The organism is Xanthomonas cucurbitae (assembly GCF_002939885.1).
GTDB classification, from domain to species: Bacteria; Pseudomonadota; Gammaproteobacteria; order Xanthomonadales; family Xanthomonadaceae; genus Xanthomonas; species Xanthomonas cucurbitae.
On the sequence record NZ_MDED01000017.1, the window covers coordinates 1 to 25,280 of the forward strand.

Here is a 25,280-nt window from a genome sequence, read left to right on the forward strand (position 1 = left end):
CCCCACCTCCGTTGCCTTCAAGTGGGGCCATTGTCCAGCCGACCCGTCGCAAATCCTGCAACTACCGGCTGAGGAATGGGGCTAATCAGGTAAGCTTATGCATTGGCCCTGGCACTGGCGCCCGGCATCGGCATCGGATCGGCATCGGCAGGGCAATCGGGGGCAGGCCTGTCCCGCGCGCAGGCGTAGCGCGGTGGCCGGCAACGTGGGCCGCTAATGCCACTGGCTACTCGCTAATGACCAAAGGTCAATGCCGAAGCCGGGCCGCACGGCGGGCTGGCGGCATGCACAGGCTGGAGCTGCGTCGCCAGGCCATGCCTACCGCATCGGCGCGACAGCATCCACGGCCGTGCCGGGATACTGTCGCTGCGCAATCCCTGGAATCAGGCGCGTTTGCCGCGCTTGCGGATCGGGGTGACGGTGGCCGGATCGCGGCTGCCTACGGGGTCAGCATCGTAGCGGGCGATGAACTCGCGCACCTGCGGGTACACCACTTCGCGCCAGCGGCGGCCGCTGAAAATGCCGTAATGGCCGGCACCTTCCACCACCAGATGGCGGCGGTGCGCCGCATCGATGCCGGTGCACAGATCGTGCACGGCTTCGGTCTGGCCCAGGCCGGCGATGTCGTCCAGTTCACCTTCGATACTGAGCAGCGCGGTGTTGCGGATCGCCGACGGCTTGACCAGCTGGCCCTCCACTTTCCATTTGCCCTGCGGCAGCAAAAAGTCCTGAAAGACCACGCGGATCGTGTCCAGATAATATTCGGCCGGCATGTCCAGCACGGCGTTGTACTCATCGTAGAACTGCCGGTGCGCCTGCGCATCCTGCAGGTCGCCCTTGACCAGGTCGGTGTAGAAATCCCAGTGCGACATCACGTGCCGGTTGGGGTTCATCGACAGGAAACCGGCGTGCTGCAGGAAGCCCGGATATACCTGGCGGCCGTGGCCCGGATACGGAAACGGCACGGTGTGGATCAGGTTGTTCTGGAACCACTCGATGCCGTTTTCCGTGGCCAGGTTGTTGACCTGGGTGGGGCTGCGGCGTGCATCGATCGGGCCGCCCATCATCACCAGCGAGCGCGGCGTGGGCTCGTCGTTGCTGGCCATCAGCGACACCGCTGCCAGCACCGGCACGGTGGGCTGGCACACGCTCACCACATGCAGGCGCTCGGCGCCGATGTGGCGGATGAAGTCCTGGATATAGGTGATGTAGTCCTCGAGCCGGAACGCGCCTGCTTCCAGCGGCACCATGCGCGCGTCCACCCAGTCGGTCACATAGACCTTGTGGTTGCGCAGCAGGGTGCGCACGGTGTCGCGCAGCAGGGTGGCGTGGTGGCCGGACAACGGCGCAACCACCAGCACGGCGGGCTGCTCCTTCATCTTGCCGATCAGCTCGACATGGTCGCTGAAGCGCTTGAAGCGCAGCAGGCGGCAGAACGGCTTGCTCAGCACTTCGCGCTCGATGATCGGCAGCGAGTGGCCATCCACTTCGACATCGTCCAGCGCCCAAGCAGGCTTTTCGTATTCCTTGCCCAGCCGGTGGAACAGCTCGTTGCTGGCGGCCATGCGTTCTGCACCCGGGAGCGAGGCCCACAGGCTGTCGGGGTCGGAGAACATCTTGGCGTTCGCCTGGGCCTGATGCACCCAGGGAGCCAGCAGATTGCGGGTCAGCTCATGCAGTTGATAAAGCATTCCACCCATCCATGCGGTTTTGCTGCCGCGCAGCATACCCGGTTTGGCGCATTTGCACCTTAATGGGGCTGCGGACGGTGGCAAGCCCCTCTCCCACCGGGAGAGCTGTGTTCCAGTGCCGATGCGGCGTCCAGCAATTGCGGCGACAACCAGCAATGCGACCCCAGCGCGGTGAACCCGGCACTGGCAAAACGCTTGCGATACCAGCGCGCCGGGCGTGGCTGGAAGCCGTCGTGGTCACCTTCGAACGCGTCTTCCTGCGCAAAGGTCTCCAGGAAGGCGACGCCTGCGCACAGTTCGGCCAGCCCCGGCAGGCCCTGGTTGAATTCGCGGGCGGACACGTAATGCAGGACGTCCGAACAGATCAACAGGTCCACCGGCGCGCAGGGGCGCAGCCAGGCGAAGTCGCCGAAACGGGCCGGATGGATCTGACGACTGCGGCCATAGCGCTGCACGGCATAGGCGCTACTGTCGAACCCCAGGTAACTCAGCTTGGGGCGCAGCGCCAGCAGCGGGGCGCGCCATGCGCCTTCGCCGCAGCCCACATCCAGCACGCTGCGGATCGGTCGCTCCAAGTAGTACTCGGCTTGGGCCACGGCCAGTGCGACCTTGCGTCGCAGGCGCGCCGGGTCGGCCAGGCCCGCGTTGCGGTACCAGCGGGTGAAATAGGCAGCGTCGTACTGTTTGTGCTCGGGCGTGGGCATGGGGGATGCGCTTTTGCGCCATTGGATAGGTGAAAATGCGGGCCATCCTACGCCAGCCAGCGGAGCCAGCGCATGACCCTGTACCTGTGGATCAAGACCTTCCATCTGTTGTTCGTCATCGCCTGGATGGCGGCGGTGTTTTATCTGCCGCGGATCCTGGTCAACATCGCCGAAGCCGGCAACGACACTGCGGTGCGCGCGCGCCTGGTGCTGATGGGGCGGCGGCTGTACCGGTTCGGCCACAGCATGCTCGGTCTGGCGCTGCTGCTGGGCGCGGTGCTGTGGCTGGGCTACCGGGTGATTCCCGATTTTCCGACCATGGTGGCCGGCGGCTGGCTGCATGCCAAGCTGTTCGCGGTGGCCTTGATCCTGGCGCACTACATCGTGGCCGGGCGCTGGTTGAAGGGCGTGGACCAGGGCCGTGCGCTGCCTGGCGGCCGCGCGTTGCGGTTGTTCAACGAAGTACCGGTGGTGCTGCTGGTGGGCGTGATCTGGCTGGTGCTTGCCAAGCCGTTCTGAGTGCAGCGTGCCTGCGCAGGCACGACGGGGGCGGTGCTGCAGATCGTTGGATCTCAGCCAGTGCTCATGCGCCGGAGTCCAGCTCACGCAGCCCCTTGCGTGCCAGCTCGACCCAGGCGCGTTGCTCGCGTTGGTAGTGCCTGGGCGAGGCGGCGGCATGGCGCAGTACCTGTTCGTATACCGCCTTGGCCTGGTCGCTGCGTGCGGTGCGCTGTAGCAGCTGTGCATAGCGCAGGCGCGCCTCTTCACCGGGATAGCCCTGCGCCAGTGTCTCGTACTCGTGCAGTGCGGCGTCGGTGTCGCCGCTGTCTTCGACGGCGCGCGCATACAGCAGATGCCCGTCGTGCGAACGGAAGCCGGGGTTGGCCGCGATCAGTGCATCCAGGGTCTGCCGCGTCTGCTGCGGTTGGCCCAGCCCGAACTGCGCCCTGGCCAGGCCCAGCATCAGGTGCGGATCATCGCGATACAGCCCGCGCAGTGCGCCCTGGTAATGCTCGGCGGCCTGCGCGTAATCGCCGCGTGCCAGCAGGCTTTCGGCGAGTTGGCGACGATTTTCCGGGGTATCGGCCACATCCAGCCGGCGCGAGGCGTCGCGCTGTTCGCGCTGCGGGTCCAGGGTGTTGCGCACGCGCTTGAGGCTGCGGCGCGCGTTGGGGTCGTTGCGCAGGTCGGGAATGACCGCCACGCATACGTAGACCAGCACCGCCAGCAGCGAAAACGCCAGCAGCAGGAAGAGCCAGTACAGCGGGCGCCCGCTGCGCACCACGTGGACGCAGCAGGCAGCTTGCAGCAACAGCGAAATCAGCAGGAGCGGAGACATGCGAGTGAGGCGTCCTTTCCATGGCCGCGCACTCGGCGCGGCCGGTCAGCGTGCACGCGGGTCAATGCCCTTCGTAGGCACCGTAGCTGCGCAGGCGCTCGTAGCGTTGCTGCAGCAGGGTTTCCACCGGGATCTTTTCCAGTGCGTCCAGTTCGTTGAGCAATACCGCCTTCAGGCGCTTGCCCATCTGCTCGGGGTTGCGGTGCGCGCCGCCGGTGGGCTCGCGGATCACCTTGTCGACCAGGCCCAGGCCCTTCAGGCGCTTGGCGGTCAGGCCGAGCTGTTCGGCGGCGTCCTTGGCCTTGGCGGCATCCTTCCACAGGATCGAGGCGCAGCCTTCGGGTGAAATGACCGAATAGGTGCCGTATTCCAGCATCAGGGTGCGGTCGCCCACGCCGATCGCCAGCGCGCCGCCGGAGCCGCCTTCGCCGATCACGGTGCAGATCACCGGGATCTTGAGCTCGGCCATTTCCAGCAGGTTGCGCGCGATCGCCTCGGACTGGCCGCGTTCCTCGGCACCGATGCCGGGATACGCGCCGGGGGTGTCGATGAAGGTCAGCAGCGGCAGGCGAAAGCGTTCGGCCAACTTCATCAGGCGCAGCGCCTTGCGGTAACCCTCCGGGCGCGGCATGCCGAAATTACGCGCCACCTTGGTCTTGGTGTCGCGGCCCTTCTGGTGGCCGATGATGACCACAGGGCGCCCGTCGATACGGCCCAGGCCACCGACGATCGCCTTGTCGTCGGCATAGGCGCGGTCGCCGGCCAGTTCCTGGAACTCATCGCAGAGGGTGCCGATGTAGTCCAGCGTATACGGGCGTTGCGGGTGACGCGCCAGCTGCGCGACCTGCCAGGCCGACAGGTCGCGGAAGATCTGCGCGGTGCGCAGGCGCAGCTTGTCGCGCAGCGCGCGCACTTCGGTGTCCACGTTGACCGCGGGCCCGGTGCTGGCCTTGCGCAGCTCCTGGATCTTGGCTTCCAGATCGGCGATGGGTTGCTCGAAGTCGAGGTAGTTGGGATTCATGCAGTGGTGTCATCAACGTAAGGCGGGGAGTGTAGCTGAAGCGGTGTGGCTGGCCCGTACGGGGGCGTTGGGAGCGGAATCGGGAATCGGGAGTCGGGAATCAAAGCAAGGTATCCGGCCGCCCCTACGCTTTTGCGATTCCCCATTCCCGATTCCCAATTTTCACGCCCATGGCGGGCTGTACTTGATCTTCACCGTTCGCACCGCCGGGTCGGCGCGCAGGCTGTCCATCAGCTGTTGGTCGATGCGCACCGAGTGGCTGCCGTTGAGGTCGAGCATGCCGGCCACGCCGCCGCTGGGGGTGCGCAGCAGCAGGTCCAGGCGCAGGGGGGTCTTGCCGGGGCGGTGCTTGGCCAGCAGCGCGTCGATGCGGGGGAAGGCCTGCTTCTCGCGCAGGTCCAGGCGCAGCGACAGCCGCTGTGCATGCTCGGCGCAGATCTGCTCGTAGTCCCAGCATTGGCGGATGCGCAGGCTGTAGCCACCGTTGAATTCGTCTTCGCGCAGGCCGCCCTTGACGATCAGGATACGGTCGCGGGTGAGCAGGTGGCCGAATTCGGCCATCGCATCGGAAAACGCACTGCATTCCACCCGCCCGCGGCCGTCTTCCAGTTGCACGAATACCTGGCTGTCGCCCTTGCGGCGCACGCCGATCACCTGGCCGGCCAGGATCGCGCTGACTTCCGGGCGCCAGGCGCGTTTTTCGCCGTCGCCGCCACCTCCACCACCGCCACCGCCACCACCGCCACGTTGCTGGGAAGCCAGGATCTTTTCCAGCGCGCCCAGGTCGCAGCCGACCAGCTCGCGCACTTCTTCGCGGTGCGGGTCGAACGGATGCCCGCTGAGGTAGAAGCCCAGCGTTTCGCGCTCGCCGGTGAGCAACTGGCCCAGCGGCCACTCCTTGCTCTCGGGCAGGTCCAGGCGCATTGCCGGCGCGCTTGGGTCCGGCCCGCCGAACAGCGAGTTCTGCCCCGAGGCGCGTTCGCGCGCCATCTGCTCGGTGGCCTTCATCACTTCGGGCAACTGCAGCATCAGCGAGGCGCGGTTCTTGCCCAGCCCATCCATCGCGCCGGCATGGATCATCGCTTCCAGCGTGCGCCGGTTGAGCTTGGCGGTGCCCACGCGCGTGCAGAAATCCAGCAGCGTAGTGTAGGGGCCGCCACGCTGGCGCTCTTCGACGATCGCCTCGCAGGCGCCCTGGCCAACGCCCTTGATCGCGCCCAGGCCATACTGGATCGTGTCCGGGGTGGCGGCTTCGAACATGTAGGCCGATTCGTTGACGCGCGGTGGCTTGACGGTGAGGCCGAGGTTGCGCACTTCATCGAGAAAGCCGACCACCTTGTCGGTGTTGTCCATGTCCGAGGACAGCGTCGCGGCCATGAATTCGGCCGGGTAATGCCGTTTCAGCCAGGCGGTCTGGTAGCTGACCAGCGCGTAGGCGGCAGCGTGCGACTTGTTGAAGCCGTAGCCGGCGAACTTCTCCATCAAATCGAAGATTTCGTCGGCCTTGGCGGCGCCCACGCCGCCCTTGGCTGCACCTTCGCGGAAGATTTCGCGGTGCTTGGCCATTTCGGCCGGCACCTTCTTGCCCATCGCACGACGCAACAGGTCGGCGCCGCCCAGCGAATAATCGCCGACGATCTGCGCCATCTGCATCACCTGCTCCTGGTACACCATGATGCCGTAGGTGTCTTTCAGGATGGCTTCGGTGCGCGGATCGGGATACACGATCTCCTGCTGGCCGTGCTTGCGCGCGTTGAAGTCCGGGATCAGGTCCATCGGGCCGGGGCGGTACAGCGACACCAGCGCGATCAGGTCCTCGAAGCGGTCCGGGCGTGCGTCCTTGAGCAGGCGGCGCATGCCCGAGGATTCGAACTGGAACACCGCACCAGTGCTGCCCGAGGCGAACACACCTTTGTAGGTGGGCGCGTCGTCCAGCGGGATGGCGGTGATGTCCACCGGGTCGATGCCGGCGCGCGCGTGGCGCACGTTGATCGCCTTGACCGCCCAATCGATGATGGTCAGCGTGCGCAGGCCGAGGAAGTCGAACTTCACCAGGCCCACGGCTTCGACGTCGTCCTTGTCGAACTGGGTGACCGGATTCTTGCCGCGGCCGTCTTCGTCGTGTTCGGCGAACAGCGGGCAGAACTCGCTCAATGGCTCGGGCGCGATCACCACGCCGCCGGCGTGCTTGCCGGCGTTGCGGGTGAGGTCTTCGAGCTGGCGCGCCAGGTCCATCAGGTCGCGCACGTCGTCCTCGACCTGGTAGCGCTGGATCAGGTCCGGCGAGGCCATCTCCGAGTCCTTGCCTTCGCCCATCGCATCCTTGAGCGTGATGCCCAGGATGTTGGGGATCAGCTTGGCCACGCTGTCGACCAGCCCGTAGGTGAAGCCGAGCACGCGCCCGGCATCGCGCACCACCGCCTTGGCGGCCATGGTGCCGTAGGTGATGATCTGGCTGACGCGCTCGCGGCCGTACTTGCGCGCCACGTAGTCGATGACTTCGTCGCGGCGGTCCATGCAGAAGTCGATGTCGAAGTCGGGCATCGACACGCGCTCTGGATTCAGGAAGCGCTCGAACAGCAGGTTGTACGGCAGCGGGTCCAGGTCGGTGATCTGCAGCGCCCAGGCCACCAGCGAACCGGCACCGGAACCGCGCCCCGGGCCGATCGGAATGCCCTGGTTCTTGCCCCACTGGATGAAGTCGGCCACGATCAGGAAGTAGCCGGGAAAGCCCATCTTGATGATGGTGTCCAGTTCGAATTCGAGCCGGTCCACATAGTCCTGGCGCGTCTTGCCCGGTGCGATGGGGTTCTTTTCCAGACGTGCGGCCAGACCCTCGCGCGACTGGCTGCGGATCCAGGTGTCCAGGGTCTGGTCTTCTGGCACCGGATAGGCGGGCAGGAAGTAGGTGCCCAGGCGCATTTCGATGTTGCAGCGCTGCGCCAGCGCCTGCGTGTTGTCGATGGCATCGGGCACATCGGCGAACAGCGCGGCCATCTCGTCGCTGGATTTCAGGTGCTGCTGGTCGCTGTAGTCGCGTGGGCGCTTGGGGTCGTCCAGCACGCGGCCGGAGGAAATGCACACGCGCGCTTCGTGCGCATTGAAGTCGCTGGCATCCAGAAACCGCACGTCGTTGCTGGCCACCACCGGCAGCCCGCGCACGCCAGCCGCATGCAGGGCGAACTGGTTGAAGCGTTCCTCGCCCTCGCGCCCGGTGCGGGTCAGTTCCAGATGCAGGCCATCGCCGAACACGCGCTGCCAGTCGGCCAGCTGCTGCTCGGCAAGGTCGGCACGGCCTTCGTTGAACAGGCGCCCGGCCAGGCTGTCGCGGCCGGCCAGCGCAAACAGGTTGGCGTGGCCGGCCTGCAGCCACTCGGGATGGATCGCCACGCCGCCTTCGGGGCGATGGCCTTCCATCCAGGCGCGCGTGAGCAGCCGCGACAGGCTCAGGTAGCCGTCGCGGTCGCGGCACAGCAGGGTCATGCGCCAGGGCGTCATGTCCGGCGTGGCGATCATCACGTCGGCGCCGGCGATGGGCTTGATGCCCACGCCCTCGGCGGCCTTGTAGAACTTGACCAGCGCGAACAGGTTGTTGAGATCGGTGACCGCCAGCGCCGGCATGTCGAGTTCGACCGCCCGGCTCAGCAAATTGGCCTGTTTGGCCTTTTTCGGGTCAGCCTGATCCGGTTTCTCGGGCACGCGGATGGTGGAATCCGCCAGCGAGAACTCGGTGTGGACGTGCAGATGGACGAAGCGGGAAGTGGACATGCGGAACCAGAACGATGCCCGCGCAGGGTAGCGGCGGGGGCGGGGAGGAACAAGGCTTGACAGGTGGGGCGGCGGGACCCGGGACCCGGGGCCGGGGACCCGGAAAAGCGGTGAATCGCTTGATTGAAAGCCCGCGCATCGCTTCCTGCACGGGCGGGGAGCTGCGCCGGTCTGTGCCTAGACGGCCCCGGCGTGTTGCAAGATCCGCAGCTGTTCCGGGTCCCCGGTCCCCGGTTCCGGAGACCGGCTCTCCCGGCTTTCCAGCGCCAACCGCACCGGCGCAAAGCTGCGCCGGTGCTGCGGGCATGGCCCATACTTTCGCAGCGCGGTCAGATGTACCGGCGTGGCATAGCCCTTGTGCTGGTCGAAGCGGTAGTTGGGGTATTGGGCGTGCAGGGCGTGCATCAGGCGGTCGCGGGTGACCTTGGCCACGATCGAGGCCGCCATGATGGCGCGGTCCAGGCCATCGCCGCCGACCAGCGCCTCGGCCGGGCAAGGCAGCCCCTTGGGCACGCGGTTGCCGTCGATGCGCGCAAACCCGGCCACATGCGCCACCCCTTCCACCGCGCGCCGCATGCCGAGCATGGTGGCCTGGTAGATGTTGATGCGGTCGATCTCTTCGCTGTCGATCAACACCACCGACCACGCCAGCGCCCGGTCGACGATGCGCGCGTACAGCTGCTCGCGGCGCTCGGCAGTCAGTTGCTTGGAATCGTCCAACCCGTTGATGCGCGGCTTGGCAGGATCCAAGACCACCGCCGCCACCGCCACCGGCCCGGCCAGCGGACCGCGGCCGGCTTCGTCGACGCCGGCGATGAGACGGGAATCGGGAATCGGGAGTGGGGAATCGTGGAAAAGCCCGTCCTGCGTCGTCGGAACGACCAAGGCAGCAGGGGAGGTGGAGCGCTTCATGGGCCACCTTCTGCCGATTCCCGATTCCCGATTCCCGATTCCGGCTGCGTCAGCAGCCCAGCCACCGCATCGGCCGCGCGCGCGGAGGCATCGCGGCGCAGTTCGGCATGCAGGGCCAGGTAACGCGGTTGCAGGGCGGCGACCTTCTCCGGGTGCTTGAACCAGTCCAGCAGGGCGACGCACAGCCGTTCCGGGGTGCAGTCGTCCTGCATCAGCTCGGGGGCGAGGTCGTCATTGGCCAGGATGTTGGGCAGCGCGTAGCGGTTGACCTTGAGCAGGCCCAGCGTCTTGACGATGCGGTAGGTCAGCGGCGCCACCTTGTAGCCGACCACCATCGGGCGCTTGACCAGCATGGCTTCCAGCGTGGCGGTGCCGGAGGCCAGCAGCACCACGTCGGCGGCCAGCATCGCGGTGCGCGCCTGGCCGTCGAGCAGGTGCGAGCGCATCACCGGCAGCGACGAGCGCGAGAGCTGCTCGGCCAGCAATTGCTTGCAGCCCGTGTTGGCGGCGGGCACCAGCACATGCAGGTTGGACAGGTGTTCGGATACCAGCCAGGCGGCCTGGAAGAAGGTGTCGCCGAGCCGGCTGATCTCGCCCTGCCGGCTACCCGGCAGCACCGCCAGCACGGTGCTGGAAGCGGACACGCCCAGCTTGGCGCGTGCGGCCTGGCGGTCGGCCTGGTAGGCGATATCGTCGGCCATCGGGTGGCCGACGAAGCGCGCGTCCACGCCGTGTCTGGCATAGATCGGCGGTTCCATCGGGAACAGGCACAGCACCAGGTCGGCACTGGCGCCGATCTTTTCCGCACGCTTTTCGCGCCAGGCCCAGACCGAGGGGCTGACGTAATGCACTGTCTTGATGCCACGCTGCTTGAGCCAGCGCTCTACCGGTAGATTGAAATCCGGCGCGTCGATGCCGATGAACACATCCGGCTTCCACGCCAGCACGCGCTCGCGGAACGCGCGACGCAGCTTGAGCAGGCGCGGCAGATGGCGCAGCACCTCGGTCAGGCCCATCACCGCCAGCTCGCTGGCGTCGAACCAGGTCTGGCATCCCGCACCGCGCATCGCATCGCCGCCGATGCCCACGCATTCGGCGCCCGGGTAGCGCAGCCGCAACTGCTCGATCAGGCCCGCGCCCAGGATGTCGCCGGAGGCCTCGCCTGCGATCAGGGCGATGCGGGGAGGGCGCGCATGCGCGCCGGGAATGGGGAGTGGGGAATGGGGAATCGGCAGAGCCGTCGGGTCGCCGTCTGCAGGCGCGCGCTCCTGCACGCCTGTCTCGATTCCCGATTCCCGATTCCCGATTCCCGTCATCGCAGCAACGGCCTTTCCGCCGCTTCGATGAACTCCAGCATGCCACGCACGTCTTCGCTGTCCCTGGCCTGCTCGGCCAGTTGCGCCTTGGCGTCGGCCAGTGGCAGGCCCGCCACGTACAGCGTGCGGTAGGCACGCTTGATCGCAGTGATGCGCTCGGCGTCGAAGCCGCGGCGCTTGAGGCCTTCGCTGTTGATGCCGCGCGGGCGGCCCAGCGAATCGCTGCCGACCATGGTGAAGGGCGGCACGTCGCCGTTGGTCAGCGCGCCCATGCCCAGGAAGGCGTGCGCGCCGATGCGGCAGAACTGGTGTGCGCCGGCAAAGCCACTGATGATGACGTAGTCGCCCACGGTGACGTGGCCGGCCAGGGTGGTGTTGTTGGAAAACACGCAGTGGTTGCCGACATGGCAGTCGTGCGCCACGTGCGTGTAGGCCAGCATCCAGTTGTCGTCGCCGACCACGGTGGCGCCGCCGCCGCCGCCGGTGCCGCGGTTGATGGTGACGAACTCGCGGATCACGTTGCGGTTACCGATCGTAAGCTCGGTGCGCTCGCCGGCGTACTTCTTGTCCTGCGGTTCGCCACCGATCGCCGCATGGCCGATGAAGCGGTTGTCGCGGCCGATCCGGGTAGGACCGTTGATCGAGCAATGCGGCCCCACCTCGGTGCCAGCGCCGATCTCCACGTCCGCGCCGATCAGGCAGAACGCACCAATGCGGACGTCCTCGGCCAATCGCGCCGCGGGATCGATGACGGCGGTGGGATGAATCAAGGGTGCCTGATCACGCATCGTCTCTCACCTCCAAAAACGGATTATTCCTTGGCACCGGCGCACATGACTTCCGCGCTGGCCACGACTTCGCCGTTGACCTTGGCCTCGCCGTAATAGCACCCCATGTTGCGGATCAGGCGCTTCATCTGCACTTCCAGCATCAACACGTCGCCCGGCACCACCTGCTTGTTGAAGCGGGCATTGTCGACCTTGACCATATAGAACAGTTTGGACGACGCATCGCGGCCCAGGCCCAGCTGGGTCAGAACACCGCCGGCCTGCGCCAGCGCCTCGATGATCAGCACGCCCGGCATCACCGGACGGGTCGGGAAGTGGCCCTGGAAGAACGGCTCGTTGCTGCTGACGTTCTTCTGCCCGACGATGCGCCTGGCTTCCAGGTCCAGCTCGATGACCCGGTCGATCAGCAGGAACGGATAGCGGTGCGGCATCAGCGTCTTGATCTGGTTGACGTCGATCGGCAACTCATAAACGGGGTGACTCATGCGTTCTCCTTGCCCACAGCCAGGATGCGCCTTGCCAACGCATCGAGCTGTTTGAAGCGCGCGGCATTCTTGCGCCACGTGCGATTGTCGGTGAGAGGGGTGCCGGACGAATACTCGCCCGGCTCATGGATGGAATTGCGCACCACCGACTTGCCGGTGATGACGACCTTGTCGCAGATCTCCAGATGGCCGACCACGCCGACATGCCCGCCCAGCAGGCAATAGCGGCCGATCTTGGCGCTGCCGGCAATGCCGGTACAGCCGGCGATGGCGCTATGGGCGCCGATGCGGCAGTTGTGCGCAATCTGTACCAGGTTATCCACGCGCACGTCTTCTTCCAGGACGGTGTCTTCGAGCGCGCCGCGGTCGATACAGGTGTTGGCGCCGATCTCGCAATCGTCGCCGATGACCACGCCGCCCAGCTGCGGCACCTTGATCCAGTGGCCGGCATCCATTGCCAGGCCGAAGCCGTCGGCGCCGATCACTGCGCCCGGATGGATGCGCACGCGCTTGCCCAGGCGCACGCGGGTGACCAGGGTGACGCGGGCGAGCAGTTCGCTGCCATCGCCCACCACGCAGTCTTCGCCGACGATGCTGCCGGTGCCGATCACGCAGCCATCGCCCACGCGGCTGCGCGCCCCGATGCTGACGAACGGGCCGACATGCGCGCCCGGCGCCACCTGCGCGGTGGGATCGATCACCGCCGACGGATGGATGCCCGGCGCGCGCACCGGCGGCACATCGAACAACGCGGCGATCTTGGCGAACGCGGTGTACGGGTCCTTGGCGATCAGGGCAGTGCCTTGCGCTGCCTCTGCATCGTCGGCGCGCAGGACCACCACGGCCGCCTGTGTCTGCGCCAGTTGCGGTCGGTAGCGTGGATTGGACAGGAAGCTGAGTTGGCCCGCGCCGGCCTGCGCCAGGGTAGCGACGCCGCCCACTTCGGTGGCGCCGTCGCCAACCAGGGTCAGCCCGAACTGTTCGGCAATCGCACTTGCGGTCAGTCGCATCAGGGTAAGCCTCGCGTAAACGGTAGAAACGGGTTCGAGTGGATGTGGACGGCAGCGGCGGTATCGAGCCCGGCGGGTTCAGTGGTGGTCTGATCGCCAACGCCGCTGAGCGACCAGCGGTGCATTCCCCGCATCAGCCGTTCGCGTTTGTCGGCCTGTCGGCGACGGCGGCCGACTCTGCAGCGGCGTCTTCACCGAACGACGCGGCGGCGCGGTGCCACGACTGCGTGGCGACCCGCAGACGCGGTCTGCCAGGGCGGAAATCCGCGTCCACGGCCGCAGAACGGAAAATGGCGGCCCGGGCGAGCGGGCCGCCACTGTCATGTCTGCGCTTAGAACTGGCCGCCGAAAGTGAACTGCAGGCGCTCGATCTCGTCGTTGTCTTCCTTCTTCAACGGGAATGCGTAGCTGATCGAAATGGGACCGACCGGCGCGCGCCACAACAGCGCGACACCGGTCGAGGCACGCAATTCGTTGGCCTTGAAGTTGTCCACGCCGCTGTAGACGTTGCCGAAATCGAAGAAGGCCGAGATGCGCGCGGACGGGCTGTCGAACAGCTTGGGGAAATACATTTCCACCGAGCCGACCGTCTTGAACGAGCCACCCAGCGGCTGGCCGCGGTTGAACCCGTTGATGGCTTCCGAGCGCGGGCCCAGCGTATTGTCCTCGAAGCCGCGCACCGAGTTGGTACCGCCAGCGTAGAAGTTCTCGTAGAACGGCAGGCCGGTGGCAGTCACACTGCGCAGGCGGTTGCTACCGTTGCAGGCCTGCTCGGTCACGGTGGCGTTGTTGACCGCGCCACAGATGTCGACCGTGGTGTCCTTGCCGTAGCTGTCGCCGTAGCCCAGCTCGAAGCGGGTGTTCAGCACCAACGCCGGGATGATCGGCCAGTAGTTGGAGATCTGGTAGTTGAGCTTGTAGTACTCCACCGTTGAGCCGGGCAGGGTGGTTTCCAGGCCCACGCGCTGGAACATGCCGCGGGTGGGCATGAAGAAGTCGTTGCGGGTATCGCGTGCCCAGCCGAACTCGGTGCGCACGGCCTTGAAGGTGTCCGTGCCGACGGCACGGATGTAGTCCACGATCGCCTGCGGCGTGGTGCCCGGGAAGGTGGTGATCTGGTTGCTGTCCACGCCGATCATCGCCGAGACGGTGTCGTTTTCGGTGATCGGGACGCCGAAGATCACCTGCGCCGAACCGTTCGTGCTGTTGAACTGCGCGGTGTTGAAGTCCGAGTAGTCCAGCGAGCGCCAGGACAGGTTGTAGCCCAGCGAGACGCCGTCGTCGGTGAAGAACGGATTGGTGTAGGAGAATGCATAACGCTGCTGGAAGGTGCTGCGCGAGGCCTCCACCGCCACCCGGTTGCCGCCGCCCAGGAAGTTGTTCTGCGACAACTGCACCGAGGTGGTCACGCCGAAGGCCTGCGAGAAGCCCAGGCCGAACACGAAGCTTCCGGAGGTGGTTTCCTTGACGTCATACACCACGTCCACCTGGTCGTTGCTGCCGGGCACCGCGGGGGTTTCCACGTTCACCGACTCAAAGTAGCCCAGGCGTTGCAGGCGGATCTTGGAACGGTCGATCGCCGCCTGCGAATACCAGGTGTTCTCGAATTGGCGCATTTCGCGGCGCAGCACTTCATCGGAGGTGCGGCTGTTGCCCTTGTAGAGGATGCGGCGCACGGTCACGCGCGGGCCGGGCACCACCTGCAGGTTCACCGCAACGGTGCGGTCCTCGCGGTTCGGGGTCGGGATCGGATTGACCTTGGCGAAGGCATAGCCGACGTTGCTCAGCGTATTGGTGATCGCATCGGAGGTGTACTCCAGCAGCGCACGCGAGAAGATGTCGCCGGCCTTGGGGATCACCAGGCGCTCGATGTCGGCCTGCGGCAGCACGGTGTCGCCGGTGACCTTGATTTCGGAAATCTTGTATTGCTCGCCCTCGGTGACGCCGGCGCTGACGAACATGTCGCGCTTGTCCGGGCTGATCGACACCTGGGTGGAGTCGATGCTGAAGTCCACATAGCCGCGGTCCAGGTACCAGGAGTTGAGCTTCTCCAGGTCGCCGGACATCTTTTCCTTGGAGTACTGGTCGTCGCGGCGATACCACGATGCCCAGTTGTGCTCCTTGGATTCCCAGTTATCCAGGATGTCCTGGTTGGCGAACTTCTCGGTGCCGATCAGGTTGACGTGGCGGATCTTGGCCGCCTTGCCCTCCTTGATCGCGATGGCCACATCCACGCGGTTGCGGTCCAGCGGGCTCACCGTTGGGGTGATCTCGACGTTGTACTTGCCGCGATTGTTGTACTGGCGGGTCAGTTCCTGGGTCACGCGGTCCAGGCTCAGGCGGTCGAAGGTACCGCCCTCGGACAGGCCGATATCGCCCAGGCCCTTGAGCAGTTCCTCGGACTTGATGTCCTTGTTGCCGGTCACGGTGAGCTTGTTGATCGCCGGACGCTCCTTGACCGTAATCACCAGGATGTTGCCCTGGCGGTCCAGCTGCACATCTTCGAAGAAGCCGGTGCGGTAGAGCGCGCGGATCGAGTCGGCCACCTTGGCATCGTCCACGGTGTCGCCGCGGTTCACCGGCAGGTAGGTGAACACGGTGCCGGATGCGATGCGCTGCAGGCCGTCGACGCGGATGTCGCTGGCGACGAACGGCTCGGCGGCCAGGGCAATGGCTGGCAGGCTGAGGCCGGCGGCAAGAGCGAGGGCAAGCAGGCGGCGAGTGGGAAGACGCGTCATGTCACATCCGGTTGGAGTCGATTGCGGGTGTTGCTGGGTGCCGGCGTATGACGACGACAACAGGCGATAGGGGGAGAACAGCTGCATCATGGAACCAGGCCAAGGATATCGTTGTAGAACGCCAGCCCCATCAGGCCCGCCAGGACCGCCAGGCCGACATATTGTCCGGCGATCATGGCCTGTTCGCTGAGCGGGCTGCCCTTGACCAACTCGATAAGGTAATACAGCAGGTGCCCACCGTCCAAGATCGGGATGGGCATCAGGTTGATGATCGCCAGGCTCAGCGACAGCAGGCCCAGGAAATACAGGAACCAGTCGAGCCCGCGCTCGGCCGAGGCATTGGCCGCGCGGGCGATGGTGACCGGCCCGGAGATGTTCTTGACCGAAGCCTGGCCGGTCAGCATGCGCTTCATCATGCCCAGCGAATCGGCGGTCATCCGGCCGGTTTCGCGAATGGCGGCAGGTACGGCGGCGAAGAAGCCGTACTGCTGGCGGCTGTCGTAGGCCGGGGCGGGCGCTGCGGCCGGGCGGATGCCGATCATCCATTGGCCCTGCGGCGATTTGCGCGGGGCGATCTCCAGCGCCAAGCGGTCTTCGCCCTGTTCGCCCTTGCGCGCTACCTCGATCATGCCCAGGCCGCCGTGTTCGCCCAGCGCCTGCACCTGCGGAATGATGTCTTCGGCCGAGCGGATCGGCTGGCCGTCGATGGCCACGATGCGGTCGCCCGGCTTGAGCAGGCCATCGGCCACCGAGCCGGGGACCACTTCGGCGACCACCGGCGGCTGCAGCATGAACTGCCAGCCGATGCCGGCCAGCGATGCCACGCGGCGCTCGTCGAAACCGACCGGCAGCTGCGAAAGACGCAAGGTGTGGTCGCTGTTGCCACCACCCTCGGCGGCGGTGAGCACTTGGATATCGCGCTTGTCCATTGCCGCGGTGGTGAGCTGCAGGCTGGCATCGCTCCAGCTGGTCACGCGGCGGCCGTCGATGCGCACGATGCGCTCGCCCGGGGTCAGGCCGGCTGCGGCAGCCAGGCCATCGGCGCGGCCCACGGTGGCCGAATAATCCTGCTTGCCGACCACGAACATGGCCCACAACATCGCCATGCACAGCAGCAGGTTGGCGATCGGGCCGGCAGCGACGATGGCGATGCGCTGCCAGACGGTCTTGCGGTTGAAGGCCTGCTCCTGCTCGGCCGGGTGCACATCGCCTTCGCGCTCGTCGAGCATCTTGACGTAGCCGCCCAGCGGGATGGCGGCCACCACGAACTCGGTGCCGTGACGGTCGCGGCGCATCCACAACGGTTTGCCGAAACCCACTGAAAACCGCAGCACCTTGACTCCGCAGCGGCGCGCCACCCAGAAATGTCCGAATTCGTGGAAAGTCACCAACACGCCCAGGCTGACGATCATCCACCAGACCGAACCGATGAAATCACCCATGGATGCAACTCGGTTGCGTGAAACGGTCAGGCATGCGGGGCGTAGTGGGCAAGGGCGCGTTCGGTGATCTGCCGGGCTTGCGCGTCGGCAAGCAGCAGGGTGTCCAGGGAGTCGGCAGTGTGTCGGGGGAGCGTTGTCAGCGTGTGTTCGACCAACGCAGGGATCGCTAGGAAACCTATATGGCCCTGAAGAAACGCTGAAACGGCCACTTCGTTGGCCGCGTTCAGGATGGCCGGTGCGGTCCCGCCGGCGCGCAGCGCCTCCCAGGACAGGCGCAGGCATGGGAAGGCGTCCACGTTCGGCGCCTCGAACTCCAGCCGGCCGTGCTGCAACAGGTCCAGCCCGGCAACTCCGGAGTCGATCCGCTCCGGCCACGCCAGGCCGACCGCCAGGGTGGTACGCATGTCCGGCAGGCCGAGCTGGGCCAGGGTGGAGCCGTCGACGAACTCGACCAGCGAGTGCACCAGGCTCTGCGGATGCACCAGCACGTCGATCCGGTCGCCGGACAGGCCGAACAGGTGATGCGCCTCGATGACTTCCAGGCCCTTGTTCATCAGGGTCGCCGAATCCACCGAGATCTTCGGGCCCATCGACCATTTGGGGTGCGCCACCGCCTGTGCGGGTGTCACCGCCGTCAGGGCGGCGCGGTCCCAGCCGCGGAACGGCCCGCCGGAAGCGGTCAGGACCACTCGCCGAACGCCGGCGCTGGCATCGCAGGAGCGCAGGCACTGGAAGATGGCGCTATGTTCGCTGTCGATCGGGATGATCTCCGCGCCGGCCGCAGTGGCGGTGCGGGTCAGCAGTTCGCCGGCCAGCACCAGCGATTCCTTGTTGGCCAGCAACAGGCGCTTGCCGGCGCGTGCGGCGGCCAGGGTGGAGGGCAGCCCGGCGGCGCCCACGATGGCGGCCACGACGGTATCGCAGGCGTCGCTGGCGGCCAGTGCATCCAGGGCTGCACCACCGGCATGCGCCTGGGTGGCCAGGCCGGCGGCACGCAGGCCGTCGCGCAGCGCCGGATACAGCGCTTGGTCGGCGATCACCGCGTGCGCGGGCTGGTGGGTGGCGCACAGCGCCAACAGTGCATCGACCTGCCGGCCGGCGGAGAGCACGCTGGCGTGCAGCCGGTCGGGGTGGCGGGCGATCACGTCCAGTGCCGAAGCGCCGATCGAGCCGGTCGCGCCGAACACGGCGACCTGGCGGGAGGAAGAGCCAGCCATGCCTAGAATCCGAGAATGTCCTTGCCCAGTGCGAACACCGGCAAGGCCGCAAGGACGCCGTCGATCCGGTCCAGCACGCCGCCATGGCCGGGAATCACCGCTCCCGAGTCCTTGGCCCCGGCGTGCCGCTTGAGCAGGCTTTCGAACAGGTCGCCAAGTACCGAGGCCAGCACCGCTACCGCCGCCACCAGCACCAGCAGTGGCGCCTGTGCCAGGGTCAGCCCGGCCAGCCAGCCGAAGGCGCAGGCCACCACGATCCCGGCCAACAGGCCGCCGGCCAGGCCTTCGATGGTCTTGTTGGGGCTGATGCGCGGTGCCAACTTGTGCTTGCCGAACGCGCGCCCGGCAAAGTACGCGCCCGAGTCGGCCGCCCACACCATGGTCAGCGCGGTCAGCAGCCACAGGTTGCCCTTGTGTGTGTTGGCATGCAGCAGCACGAGCGCGGCCCAGGCGGGAAGCACCGCCAGGCTGCCGGCCGCGAGCTTGAGCGCGCGTGCCTGGCCGTTGCCGTGATCGGCGCCGAAGGTGAAAAAGCGCAGCCACAGCAGCGCCAGCACCCACCACACCACCCCGACCAGTGCGGCGATCTGGAACAGCACCATCGAGCCGGCCGACGCCCACACCATCAGCACCATCAGCAGCAGGTTGAGCATCAGCAGCACGGTGCGCGGCAGGCTGTCGTCGATGCCGGACAGTTTGAGCCACTCCCACAGCCCGGTCAGGAACAGCACCGCTGCCAGTGCCGCCAGCCACTGGGTGGGCAGCAGCACGATCGCGCAGATGGCGAGCGGCGCCATGATGAGCGCGGCAATCACGCGGGTTCTGGTCATGCCGGGGTGGTCTCCGTCGCCTGAAGGGCGATCTGGGCGCTGGTCAGGCCGAAGCGACGCTCGCGCCCGGCATAATCGTCCAGCGCCTGCTGCAGCACGCCGGCATCGAACTCCGGCCACAGGGTGTCGGTGAACCACAGCTCGGTATAGGCCATCTGCCACAGCAGGAAATTGCTGATGCGGGTGTCGCCACCGGTGCGGATGAACAGGTCCGGGGCCGGCAGGTCGGCCAGGGCGACCCGGCTGGCGAGCAGGGCCTCGTCGATCTGCTGCGGTTGCAGCCGGCCGGCTGCGACCTCTTCGGCCAGCGCACGCGCAGCCTGCGCAATGTCCTGGCGGCCGCCGTAGCTGGCCGCGATGCTCAGCACCAGCCGCGCATTGGCGGCGGTGAGGCGTTCGGCGGCGGCCATGCGCTCACGCAACGGCGCGGCGAAGCGGTCGCGCTCGCCAATGAAACGCACCTGCACGCCGCGCCGCTGCAGTTCTTCGACCTCGCGGTCCAGTGCATGCAGGAACAGCTTCATCAGTGCATCCACCTCTTCCTGCGGGCGGCCCCAGTTTTCACTGGAGAACGCGAACAGGGTCAGTGCGCCGACGCCTTTTTCCAGGCAGAAATCGATGGTGCGATTGACCGCCCGCGCACCGGCGCGATGGCCGATCATGCGCGGACGGCGGCGGCGCTGCGCCCAACGCCCATTGCCATCCATGATGATGGCAAGGTGGCGCGGCACCGCGTCGTTGGAGGGGGCTGGATGCATGGCAGGCAATGCCACGATCAGACCGTCATCAATTCCTGTTCCTTGCCCTTGACGACCTCATCCACATCCTTGATGGCCTTGTCGGTGAGCTTCTGGATGTCGTCTTCGGCGCTGCGCGCCTCGTCTTCGGTGACAGCCTTGTCCTTGAGCAGATCCTTGACCTGCTGGTTGGCATCGCGACGGATGTTGCGGATGGCCACCTTGCTGTCTTCGCCTTCACCGTGCACGGCCTTGCTGAGCTCCTTGCGGCGCTCCTCGGTCAGCGGCGGCAGGTTGAGCCGGATCACGGTGCCCACCACGGTCGGGGTCAGGCCCAGATCCGAGGCGTAGATGGCCTTTTCCACGTCCTTGATCATGCCTTTGTCGAACAGGCTGATGACCAGCGAGCGGCCTTCGGAGACGCTGATGCTGGCGACCTGGTTGAGGGGCGTATCGGCACCGTAGGCCTTGACCTTGATGCCATCCAGCAGCGCCGGCGATGCACGGCCGGTACGCACGGTGGTCAGGGAATGGCGCAGAGCATCGATGCTCTTGGTCATGCGCGTCTGCGCGTCTTGTTTGATCTGGGTGAGCATCGCCGGAATCCGTGTGGAGCTGAATCCGCGGATTATAGCCGGGACTGGGGTTTCCCGACTCGCGCGTGGTCAGGACCCGCGCAGCCGGTTCACTTGCAAGCGTCGCTTGCCGCTGGAGGCGCTCGACGGACAGGCATCAACGCAGGCGTCAGCACTGCGCTCTAACGATTCCCGATTCCCGGCCTCAGCTACGGCCCTGCACCAACGTGCCGATCTGCTCGCCGCGCAGGATGCGCAGCAGCACGCCGGGCTCGCTCATGCCGAAGATGCGCAGCGGCAGGTCGCTATCGCGTGCCAGCGCGAAGGCGGCGGTGTCCATCACTTCCAGGCCCTGCAGGATGACTTCGTCGTAGGTCAGGCTGTCGTAGCGCACCGCGTCGCTGTGCTTCTTGGGGTCCTTGTCGTACACGCCATCGACCTTGGTTGCCTTCAGCAGCAGGTCGGCACCGATCTCGATCGCACGCAGCGCGGCGCCCGAATCGGTGGTGAAGAACGGATTGCCGGTGCCGGCGGCGAAGATCGCGATGCGGCCTTTTTCCAGATGACGCATGGCGCGGCGACGGATGAAGTCCTCGCAGACATCGTTGATCTTGATCGCGCTCATCACGCGCACCTTGGCGCCGAGCTTTTCCAGCGCATCCTGCATGGCCAGCGCGTTGATCACCGTGGCCAGCATGCCCATGTGATCGCCGGTGACGCGGTCCATGCCGCTGGCGGCCAGGCCGGCGCCGCGGAAGATGTTGCCACCGCCGATGACCAGGGCCACCTGTGCGCCGGCCTGCTGGGCTTCGATCACTTCCAGCGCGAGCCGATTGATGACCTTGGGATCGATGCCGTAGTCCCCGTCTCCCATCAGCGCCTCCCCGGATAGTTTGAGAAGAATGCGGCGATAGGAAAGCTCAGACATGGGAGACCTCGGGGGTGGGGGACGGCAAACGCCGGCAATTCTAGCGGAAGCCTGCCACCGGGGCGTGCTAAAAGTTCCTCTGGCCTGGGTCGAGGTGCCGTCAATGCGCCCGAGGGCCTGGCGGGGTGGGCACCTCGGTCGCATCGTAGGTGCTCACGCGGTTGCGGCCGCGGTGCTTGGAGCGGTACAGCGTGCTGTCGGCAGCCTGCAGCAGATGATCGATGCTGTCGAACTGACGTTCGACGCCGCCATGCGTGGCCAGGCCGGCCGAGAACGTGATGTGCAGCGGGCCGCCCTGCAGCTGCGCCATCGGCGTGCGCGCGGTTTCGGCCAGGATGCGTTCGACCACCATCAAGGCCGCTTCGGCCGGCGTGTTGGGCAGGATCACCAGGAATTCCTCGCCGCCGTAGCGTGCCACCAGATCGCTGGCGCGCACCATGCGCTGCAATGTCTGCGCGAAGTTGCGCAGCACCTTGTCGCCCACCAGGTGGCCATGCGCATCGTTGATGCGCTTGAAATTGTCCAGGTCGATGAAGGCGATCGACAGTGGCCAGCCCTGCCGCGAGGCCAGGTCGAACTCATGCGCCAGCGCGGTGCCGAGCTGGTGCCGGTTGAATACGCCGGTGAGTGCATCGCGGCTGGCCTGTTCGGCCAGGTGGCGCATGCGGTTTTCCGATTCGTCGGCATGCCGGCGTGCCTCGGCTACTTCCTGCAACTCGCGCAGGTTGCGCAGCATCGCCAGTTCGCGTGCCTGTTCGAAAATCATCTGGACGTGCTCGGGCTGCGGCACGCGGATGTCGAACAGGGCCTCCAGTTCTGGAAGCGATTCGGCAATGCGTTCGATCACCTTTTCGAAGCGTTCGGCGTCCAGGTGCAGCACGTCCTGCGCCTGCCGCTGCGCGCACTCGGTCGCGGCGGCGGCGCTGGCCGACAGCCAGATGTCGGCCAGGCGCCCGGACAGCGCCACGCACGCCATGAACGGTTCCAGGCTGGCTGGATCTTCCTCGCTCTGTGCGATCGCATTCTGCAAATAGGGTGGCAGTTGCCACTGGTGCGCCAGCCAGGCACCCACATCGGCATGCGTGGTGCCCAGGTGTTGGCGTTCGGCGTCCAGCAGCGCGGTGTTGTCGGTCGCGTGCTCGAACAGCTGCGCATACGTGTCCGGCGCGCCCTGCAGCAGTGCCAGCGTGCCGATGTCCTGCAGCAGCCCGGCCAGCATCAGTTCTTCCGGCTTGCGGATGCCGTAGGCCTGGCCCAACACACGGCTGGCCAGCGCGCACAGGCCGGCACGACGCCAGACGCGCTCGTGCTGGGGGGCGAAGGTGCTGCGCAGGCCATGCACCATCGAAAACCCCAATGCCAGGCTCAAGGTGGCGTTGAGTCCGAGCATGGTCAATGCCTGACCCAGGTTGTCGACGCGGCGGCGACTGGCGTAGAGCGGCGAATTGGCCACGCGCAGCATGCGCGCGCTCAGGGCCATGTCCATGCCGATGACGTCGGCGGCGGTGGCCATGTCCACGTCCGGATCCTGTGCCAGCTCGATGATGCGCAGTGCGATCCCGGGCGGGGAGGGGAGGTTGCGGCAGTAGAGCAGGGCGGCCTGGAGATCTGGTTGCATGTGTCATCGCCGACAGTGAGCGCCAGCATAGAGCGGCGTTCGGTAGGTAGGGCGCGCCATGCTCGGCAATCGTTGCGTTGCGTTGCATGTGCGCTGGGTGCTGAAAGCCTGGTCGGCGTCTGCAGGTAACGGCACCGGCGGGCACATCTGTAGCATCGGTGCCGTTGCCTATGTGGTGATTGTGCAGGATCGGCAGGGCATCGTTGGCGCACGCGCGCTGCAGGCACAAAAAAGCCGCGGCATGCCGCGGCTTTTTCTGCATGGTGTGACGATCAGGCCAGGCCGGCCTGCTTCATCACTTCGGCGGCGTAGTCTTCCACCACCTTCTCGATGCCTTCGCCGACCGCCAGGCGCTGGAAGCCGACCACGTCGGCGCCGGCGGCCTTGACCGCCTGCTCGACGGTCTGGTCGGTGTTCAGCACGTACGGCTGGCCGTACAGGGTGACTTCGTTGACGATCTTGCTGATCTTGCCGCTGATGATCTTTTCCAGGATGTCGGCCGGCTTGGCCTTGTCCTTGTCGGACATCTTGGCCAGCTCGATTTCCTTTTCCTTGGCGATGAACTCGGCCGGCACGTCGGAAGCCTTGACGTGCGGCGGGTTCATGGCGGCGATGTGCATGGCGATGCCGCGGGCCAGCTCGATGTCGCCACCCTTCAGCTCGACCAGCACGCCGATGCGGCCGCCGTGCACATAGGCGGCGACGTTGTTGGCGCTGTCGATCCGCACCAGGCGACGCACCTGCAGGTTCTCGCCGACCTTGGCGATGACCGCGGCGCGACGCTCTTCGATGGTCTCGCCGCTGTCCAGCGTGACGCTCTTGAGCGCTTCGGCATCGGTCGCGCCCGAGTTCAGCGCGGCATTGGCCACCACCTCGGTGAAGGCCAGGAAGTTCTCGTCCTTGGCGACGAAATCGGTTTCGGAGTTGATTTCGACCAGCACGGCCTTGCCGCCGGTCTGTGCGCTGGCGATGCGGCCTTCGGCGGCAACGCGGTCAGCCTTCTTGTCGGCCTTGGCCAGGCCCGACTTGCGCAGCCATTCGGCAGCGGCGTCGATGTCGCCAGCGTTTTCGACGAGTGCCTTCTTGCACTCCATCATGCCGGCGCCGGTGCGCTCGCGCAGTTCCTTGACCAGGGAAGCAGTGATTTCCACGGGATTACCTCATTGGACGAATGCATGCGGCGGAGGTGTTTCCGCCAGTAGGAGACGGTGCAGCGTGCCGGCCGCCCCCACGGTGTCTTCGGTGGCCCGCACGGCAGGTCGCGAGGGATCCGCCGGGGCTGCGGCCGCACAGCATGGTGCGGCCGCATTGCATACCGATTACTCGGCAGCGGCGGCGTCGGCCTTCTTGTCGCCCTTCCTGGCCGGAGCGCGACGGCCCTTGCCTTCGTCGCCGGCGTCGGCCGAGAACTCTTCTTCGCGCACCGAAGCAGAGTTCGGCGCAGCGGCCTTGCCTTCCAGCACGGCATCGGCAGCGGCGCGTGCGTACAGCTGCACGGCGCGAATGGCGTCGTCATTGCCCGGGATGGCGTAGTCGACCAGGGCCGGATCGTAGTTGGTATCGACCACCGCGATCACCGGGATGCCGAGCTTCTTGGCTTCCTTGATGGCGATGTCTTCATGGCCGATGTCGATCACGAAGATCGCGTCGGGCAGACGGTTCATTTCCTTGATGCCGCCCAGCGAGGCGTCCAGCTTCTCACGCTCGCGACGCAGGCCCAGCACTTCGTGCTTGACCAGCTTTTCGAAGGTGCCGTCGGTTTCGGCGGCTTCCAGTTCCTTCAGGCGGGCAACCGACTGCTTGACGGTACGGAAGTTGGTCAGCGTGCCGCCCAGCCAGCGCTGGGTCATGAACGGCATGTTGCAACGCTCGGCTTCTTCCTTGATGGACTCGCGCGCGCTGCGCTTGGTGCCCAGGAACAGCACGGTGCCGCGCTTCTGCGCGATCGAGGAGAGGAAGTTCATCGCGTCGTTGAAGAGCGGAACGGTCTTCTCGAGGTTGATGATGTGGATCTTGCCGCGCGCGCCGAAGATGTACGGCGCCATCTTGGGGTTCCAGTAGCGGGTCTGGTGGCCGAAATGGACGCCGGCTTCCAGCATCTGACGCATGGTGACCTGAGGCATTGAAAAAACTCCTGATAGCGGAATCGCCGTGCGCGGCT

General features: G+C 66.3%; 21 protein-coding genes. 1 reads left to right on the forward strand and 20 read right to left on the reverse strand.

Going from position 1 to position 25,280, the window contains the following annotated elements; genetic code table 11:
* Positions 1-383 precede the first annotated feature (383 nt).
* Together XcuCFBP2542_RS10465 and XcuCFBP2542_RS10470 are read right to left on the reverse strand one after the other, a co-directional pair.
* Positions 384-1,727 carry a polyhydroxyalkanoate depolymerase gene (locus tag XcuCFBP2542_RS10465; protein ID WP_211292996.1) on the reverse strand — a complete coding sequence of 448 codons (1,344 nt, stop codon included), beginning with the start codon at positions 1,725-1,727 and terminating at the stop codon, positions 384-386.
* Between the two features lie 23 nt (positions 1,728-1,750).
* The gene (locus XcuCFBP2542_RS10470; RefSeq protein WP_104603519.1) at positions 1,751-2,395 is read right to left on the reverse strand and encodes a class I SAM-dependent DNA methyltransferase; all 645 of its coding nucleotides are present in this window, start codon (positions 2,393-2,395) and stop codon (positions 1,751-1,753) included.
* Positions 2,396-2,467: 72 nt separating this feature from the next.
* On the opposite strand from XcuCFBP2542_RS10470, the gene XcuCFBP2542_RS10475 reads away from it, so the two are divergent.
* The gene (locus XcuCFBP2542_RS10475; protein WP_104603520.1) at positions 2,468-2,914 is read left to right on the forward strand and encodes a CopD family protein; all 447 of its coding nucleotides are present in this window, start codon (positions 2,468-2,470) and stop codon (positions 2,912-2,914) included.
* A gap of 64 nt (positions 2,915-2,978) precedes the next feature.
* Here XcuCFBP2542_RS10475 and XcuCFBP2542_RS10480 read toward each other — a convergent pair whose 3' ends face one another.
* The 18 genes from XcuCFBP2542_RS10480 to rpsB form a co-directional block, all read right to left on the reverse strand.
* Positions 2,979-3,734 (reverse strand): tetratricopeptide repeat protein, encoded by a 756-nt coding sequence (locus tag XcuCFBP2542_RS10480; RefSeq protein WP_104603521.1) that lies wholly within the window; start codon positions 3,732-3,734, stop codon positions 2,979-2,981.
* Between the two features lie 61 nt (positions 3,735-3,795).
* Positions 3,796-4,755: an acetyl-CoA carboxylase carboxyltransferase subunit alpha gene (locus XcuCFBP2542_RS10485; RefSeq protein WP_104603522.1), complete on the reverse strand. Its 960-nt coding sequence runs from the start codon at positions 4,753-4,755 to the stop codon at positions 3,796-3,798.
* Between the two features lie 162 nt (positions 4,756-4,917).
* On the reverse strand, positions 4,918-8,523 hold the full coding sequence (gene dnaE / locus XcuCFBP2542_RS10490; protein ID WP_104603523.1) for a DNA polymerase III subunit alpha: 3,606 nt from the start codon (positions 8,521-8,523) through the stop codon (positions 4,918-4,920).
* A gap of 177 nt (positions 8,524-8,700) precedes the next feature.
* The gene (locus XcuCFBP2542_RS10495; protein WP_104603524.1) at positions 8,701-9,435 is read right to left on the reverse strand and encodes a ribonuclease HII; all 735 of its coding nucleotides are present in this window, start codon (positions 9,433-9,435) and stop codon (positions 8,701-8,703) included.
* Entirely contained in the window at positions 9,432-10,751 is a 1,320-nt protein-coding gene (gene lpxB / locus XcuCFBP2542_RS10500; RefSeq protein ID WP_223214409.1) for a lipid-A-disaccharide synthase, read from the reverse strand. The genes XcuCFBP2542_RS10495 and lpxB overlap by 4 nt, the downstream gene beginning before the upstream one ends.
* Positions 10,748-11,539 carry an acyl-ACP--UDP-N-acetylglucosamine O-acyltransferase gene (lpxA, locus tag XcuCFBP2542_RS10505; RefSeq protein ID WP_104603526.1) on the reverse strand — a complete coding sequence of 264 codons (792 nt, stop codon included), beginning with the start codon at positions 11,537-11,539 and terminating at the stop codon, positions 10,748-10,750. The genes lpxB and lpxA overlap by 4 nt, the downstream gene beginning before the upstream one ends.
* A 23-nt stretch (positions 11,540-11,562) precedes the next feature.
* Complete coding sequence (gene fabZ / locus XcuCFBP2542_RS10510) at positions 11,563-12,024, reverse strand: 3-hydroxyacyl-ACP dehydratase FabZ (RefSeq protein WP_104603527.1); 462 nt, start codon at positions 12,022-12,024, stop codon at positions 11,563-11,565.
* A complete protein-coding gene (gene lpxD, locus XcuCFBP2542_RS10515) occupies positions 12,021-13,034 on the reverse strand; it encodes a UDP-3-O-(3-hydroxymyristoyl)glucosamine N-acyltransferase (RefSeq protein WP_104603528.1) in 1,014 nt (337 codons plus the stop codon). The genes fabZ and lpxD overlap by 4 nt, the downstream gene beginning before the upstream one ends.
* Positions 13,035-13,366: 332 nt before the next feature.
* Positions 13,367-15,772, reverse strand: coding sequence for an outer membrane protein assembly factor BamA (gene bamA, locus XcuCFBP2542_RS10520; protein WP_170066980.1), 2,406 nt, complete (start codon positions 15,770-15,772; stop codon positions 13,367-13,369).
* Positions 15,773-15,858: 86 nt separating this feature from the next.
* A complete protein-coding gene (gene rseP, locus XcuCFBP2542_RS10525; protein WP_104603529.1) occupies positions 15,859-17,214 on the reverse strand; it encodes an RIP metalloprotease RseP in 1,356 nt (451 codons plus the stop codon).
* A gap of 26 nt (positions 17,215-17,240) precedes the next feature.
* Positions 17,241-18,431 (reverse strand): 1-deoxy-D-xylulose-5-phosphate reductoisomerase, encoded by a 1,191-nt coding sequence (locus XcuCFBP2542_RS10530; protein ID WP_104603530.1) that lies wholly within the window; start codon positions 18,429-18,431, stop codon positions 17,241-17,243.
* A gap of 2 nt (positions 18,432-18,433) precedes the next feature.
* A complete protein-coding gene (locus XcuCFBP2542_RS10535; RefSeq protein WP_104603531.1) occupies positions 18,434-19,261 on the reverse strand; it encodes a phosphatidate cytidylyltransferase in 828 nt (275 codons plus the stop codon).
* On the reverse strand, positions 19,258-20,019 hold the full coding sequence (gene uppS / locus XcuCFBP2542_RS10540; protein WP_104603532.1) for a polyprenyl diphosphate synthase: 762 nt from the start codon (positions 20,017-20,019) through the stop codon (positions 19,258-19,260). Before uppS ends, XcuCFBP2542_RS10535 begins: the two co-directional genes overlap by 4 nt.
* Positions 20,020-20,036: 17 nt before the next feature.
* On the reverse strand, positions 20,037-20,594 hold the full coding sequence (frr, locus tag XcuCFBP2542_RS10545) for a ribosome recycling factor (RefSeq protein WP_104603533.1): 558 nt from the start codon (positions 20,592-20,594) through the stop codon (positions 20,037-20,039).
* A gap of 184 nt (positions 20,595-20,778) precedes the next feature.
* On the reverse strand, positions 20,779-21,501 hold the full coding sequence (gene pyrH / locus XcuCFBP2542_RS10550) for a UMP kinase (protein WP_104542672.1): 723 nt from the start codon (positions 21,499-21,501) through the stop codon (positions 20,779-20,781).
* A 100-nt stretch (positions 21,502-21,601) separates the two neighbouring features.
* Positions 21,602-23,119, reverse strand: coding sequence for a sensor domain-containing diguanylate cyclase (locus XcuCFBP2542_RS10555; protein WP_104603534.1), 1,518 nt, complete (start codon positions 23,117-23,119; stop codon positions 21,602-21,604).
* 272 nt (positions 23,120-23,391) lie between these two features.
* Positions 23,392-24,270, reverse strand: a complete 879-nt coding sequence (gene tsf, locus XcuCFBP2542_RS10560) for a translation elongation factor Ts (RefSeq protein WP_104603535.1) — start codon at positions 24,268-24,270, stop codon at positions 23,392-23,394.
* Between the two features lie 168 nt (positions 24,271-24,438).
* On the reverse strand, positions 24,439-25,242 hold the full coding sequence (rpsB, locus tag XcuCFBP2542_RS10565) for a 30S ribosomal protein S2 (RefSeq protein WP_104603536.1): 804 nt from the start codon (positions 25,240-25,242) through the stop codon (positions 24,439-24,441).
* Positions 25,243-25,280 lie beyond the last annotated feature (38 nt).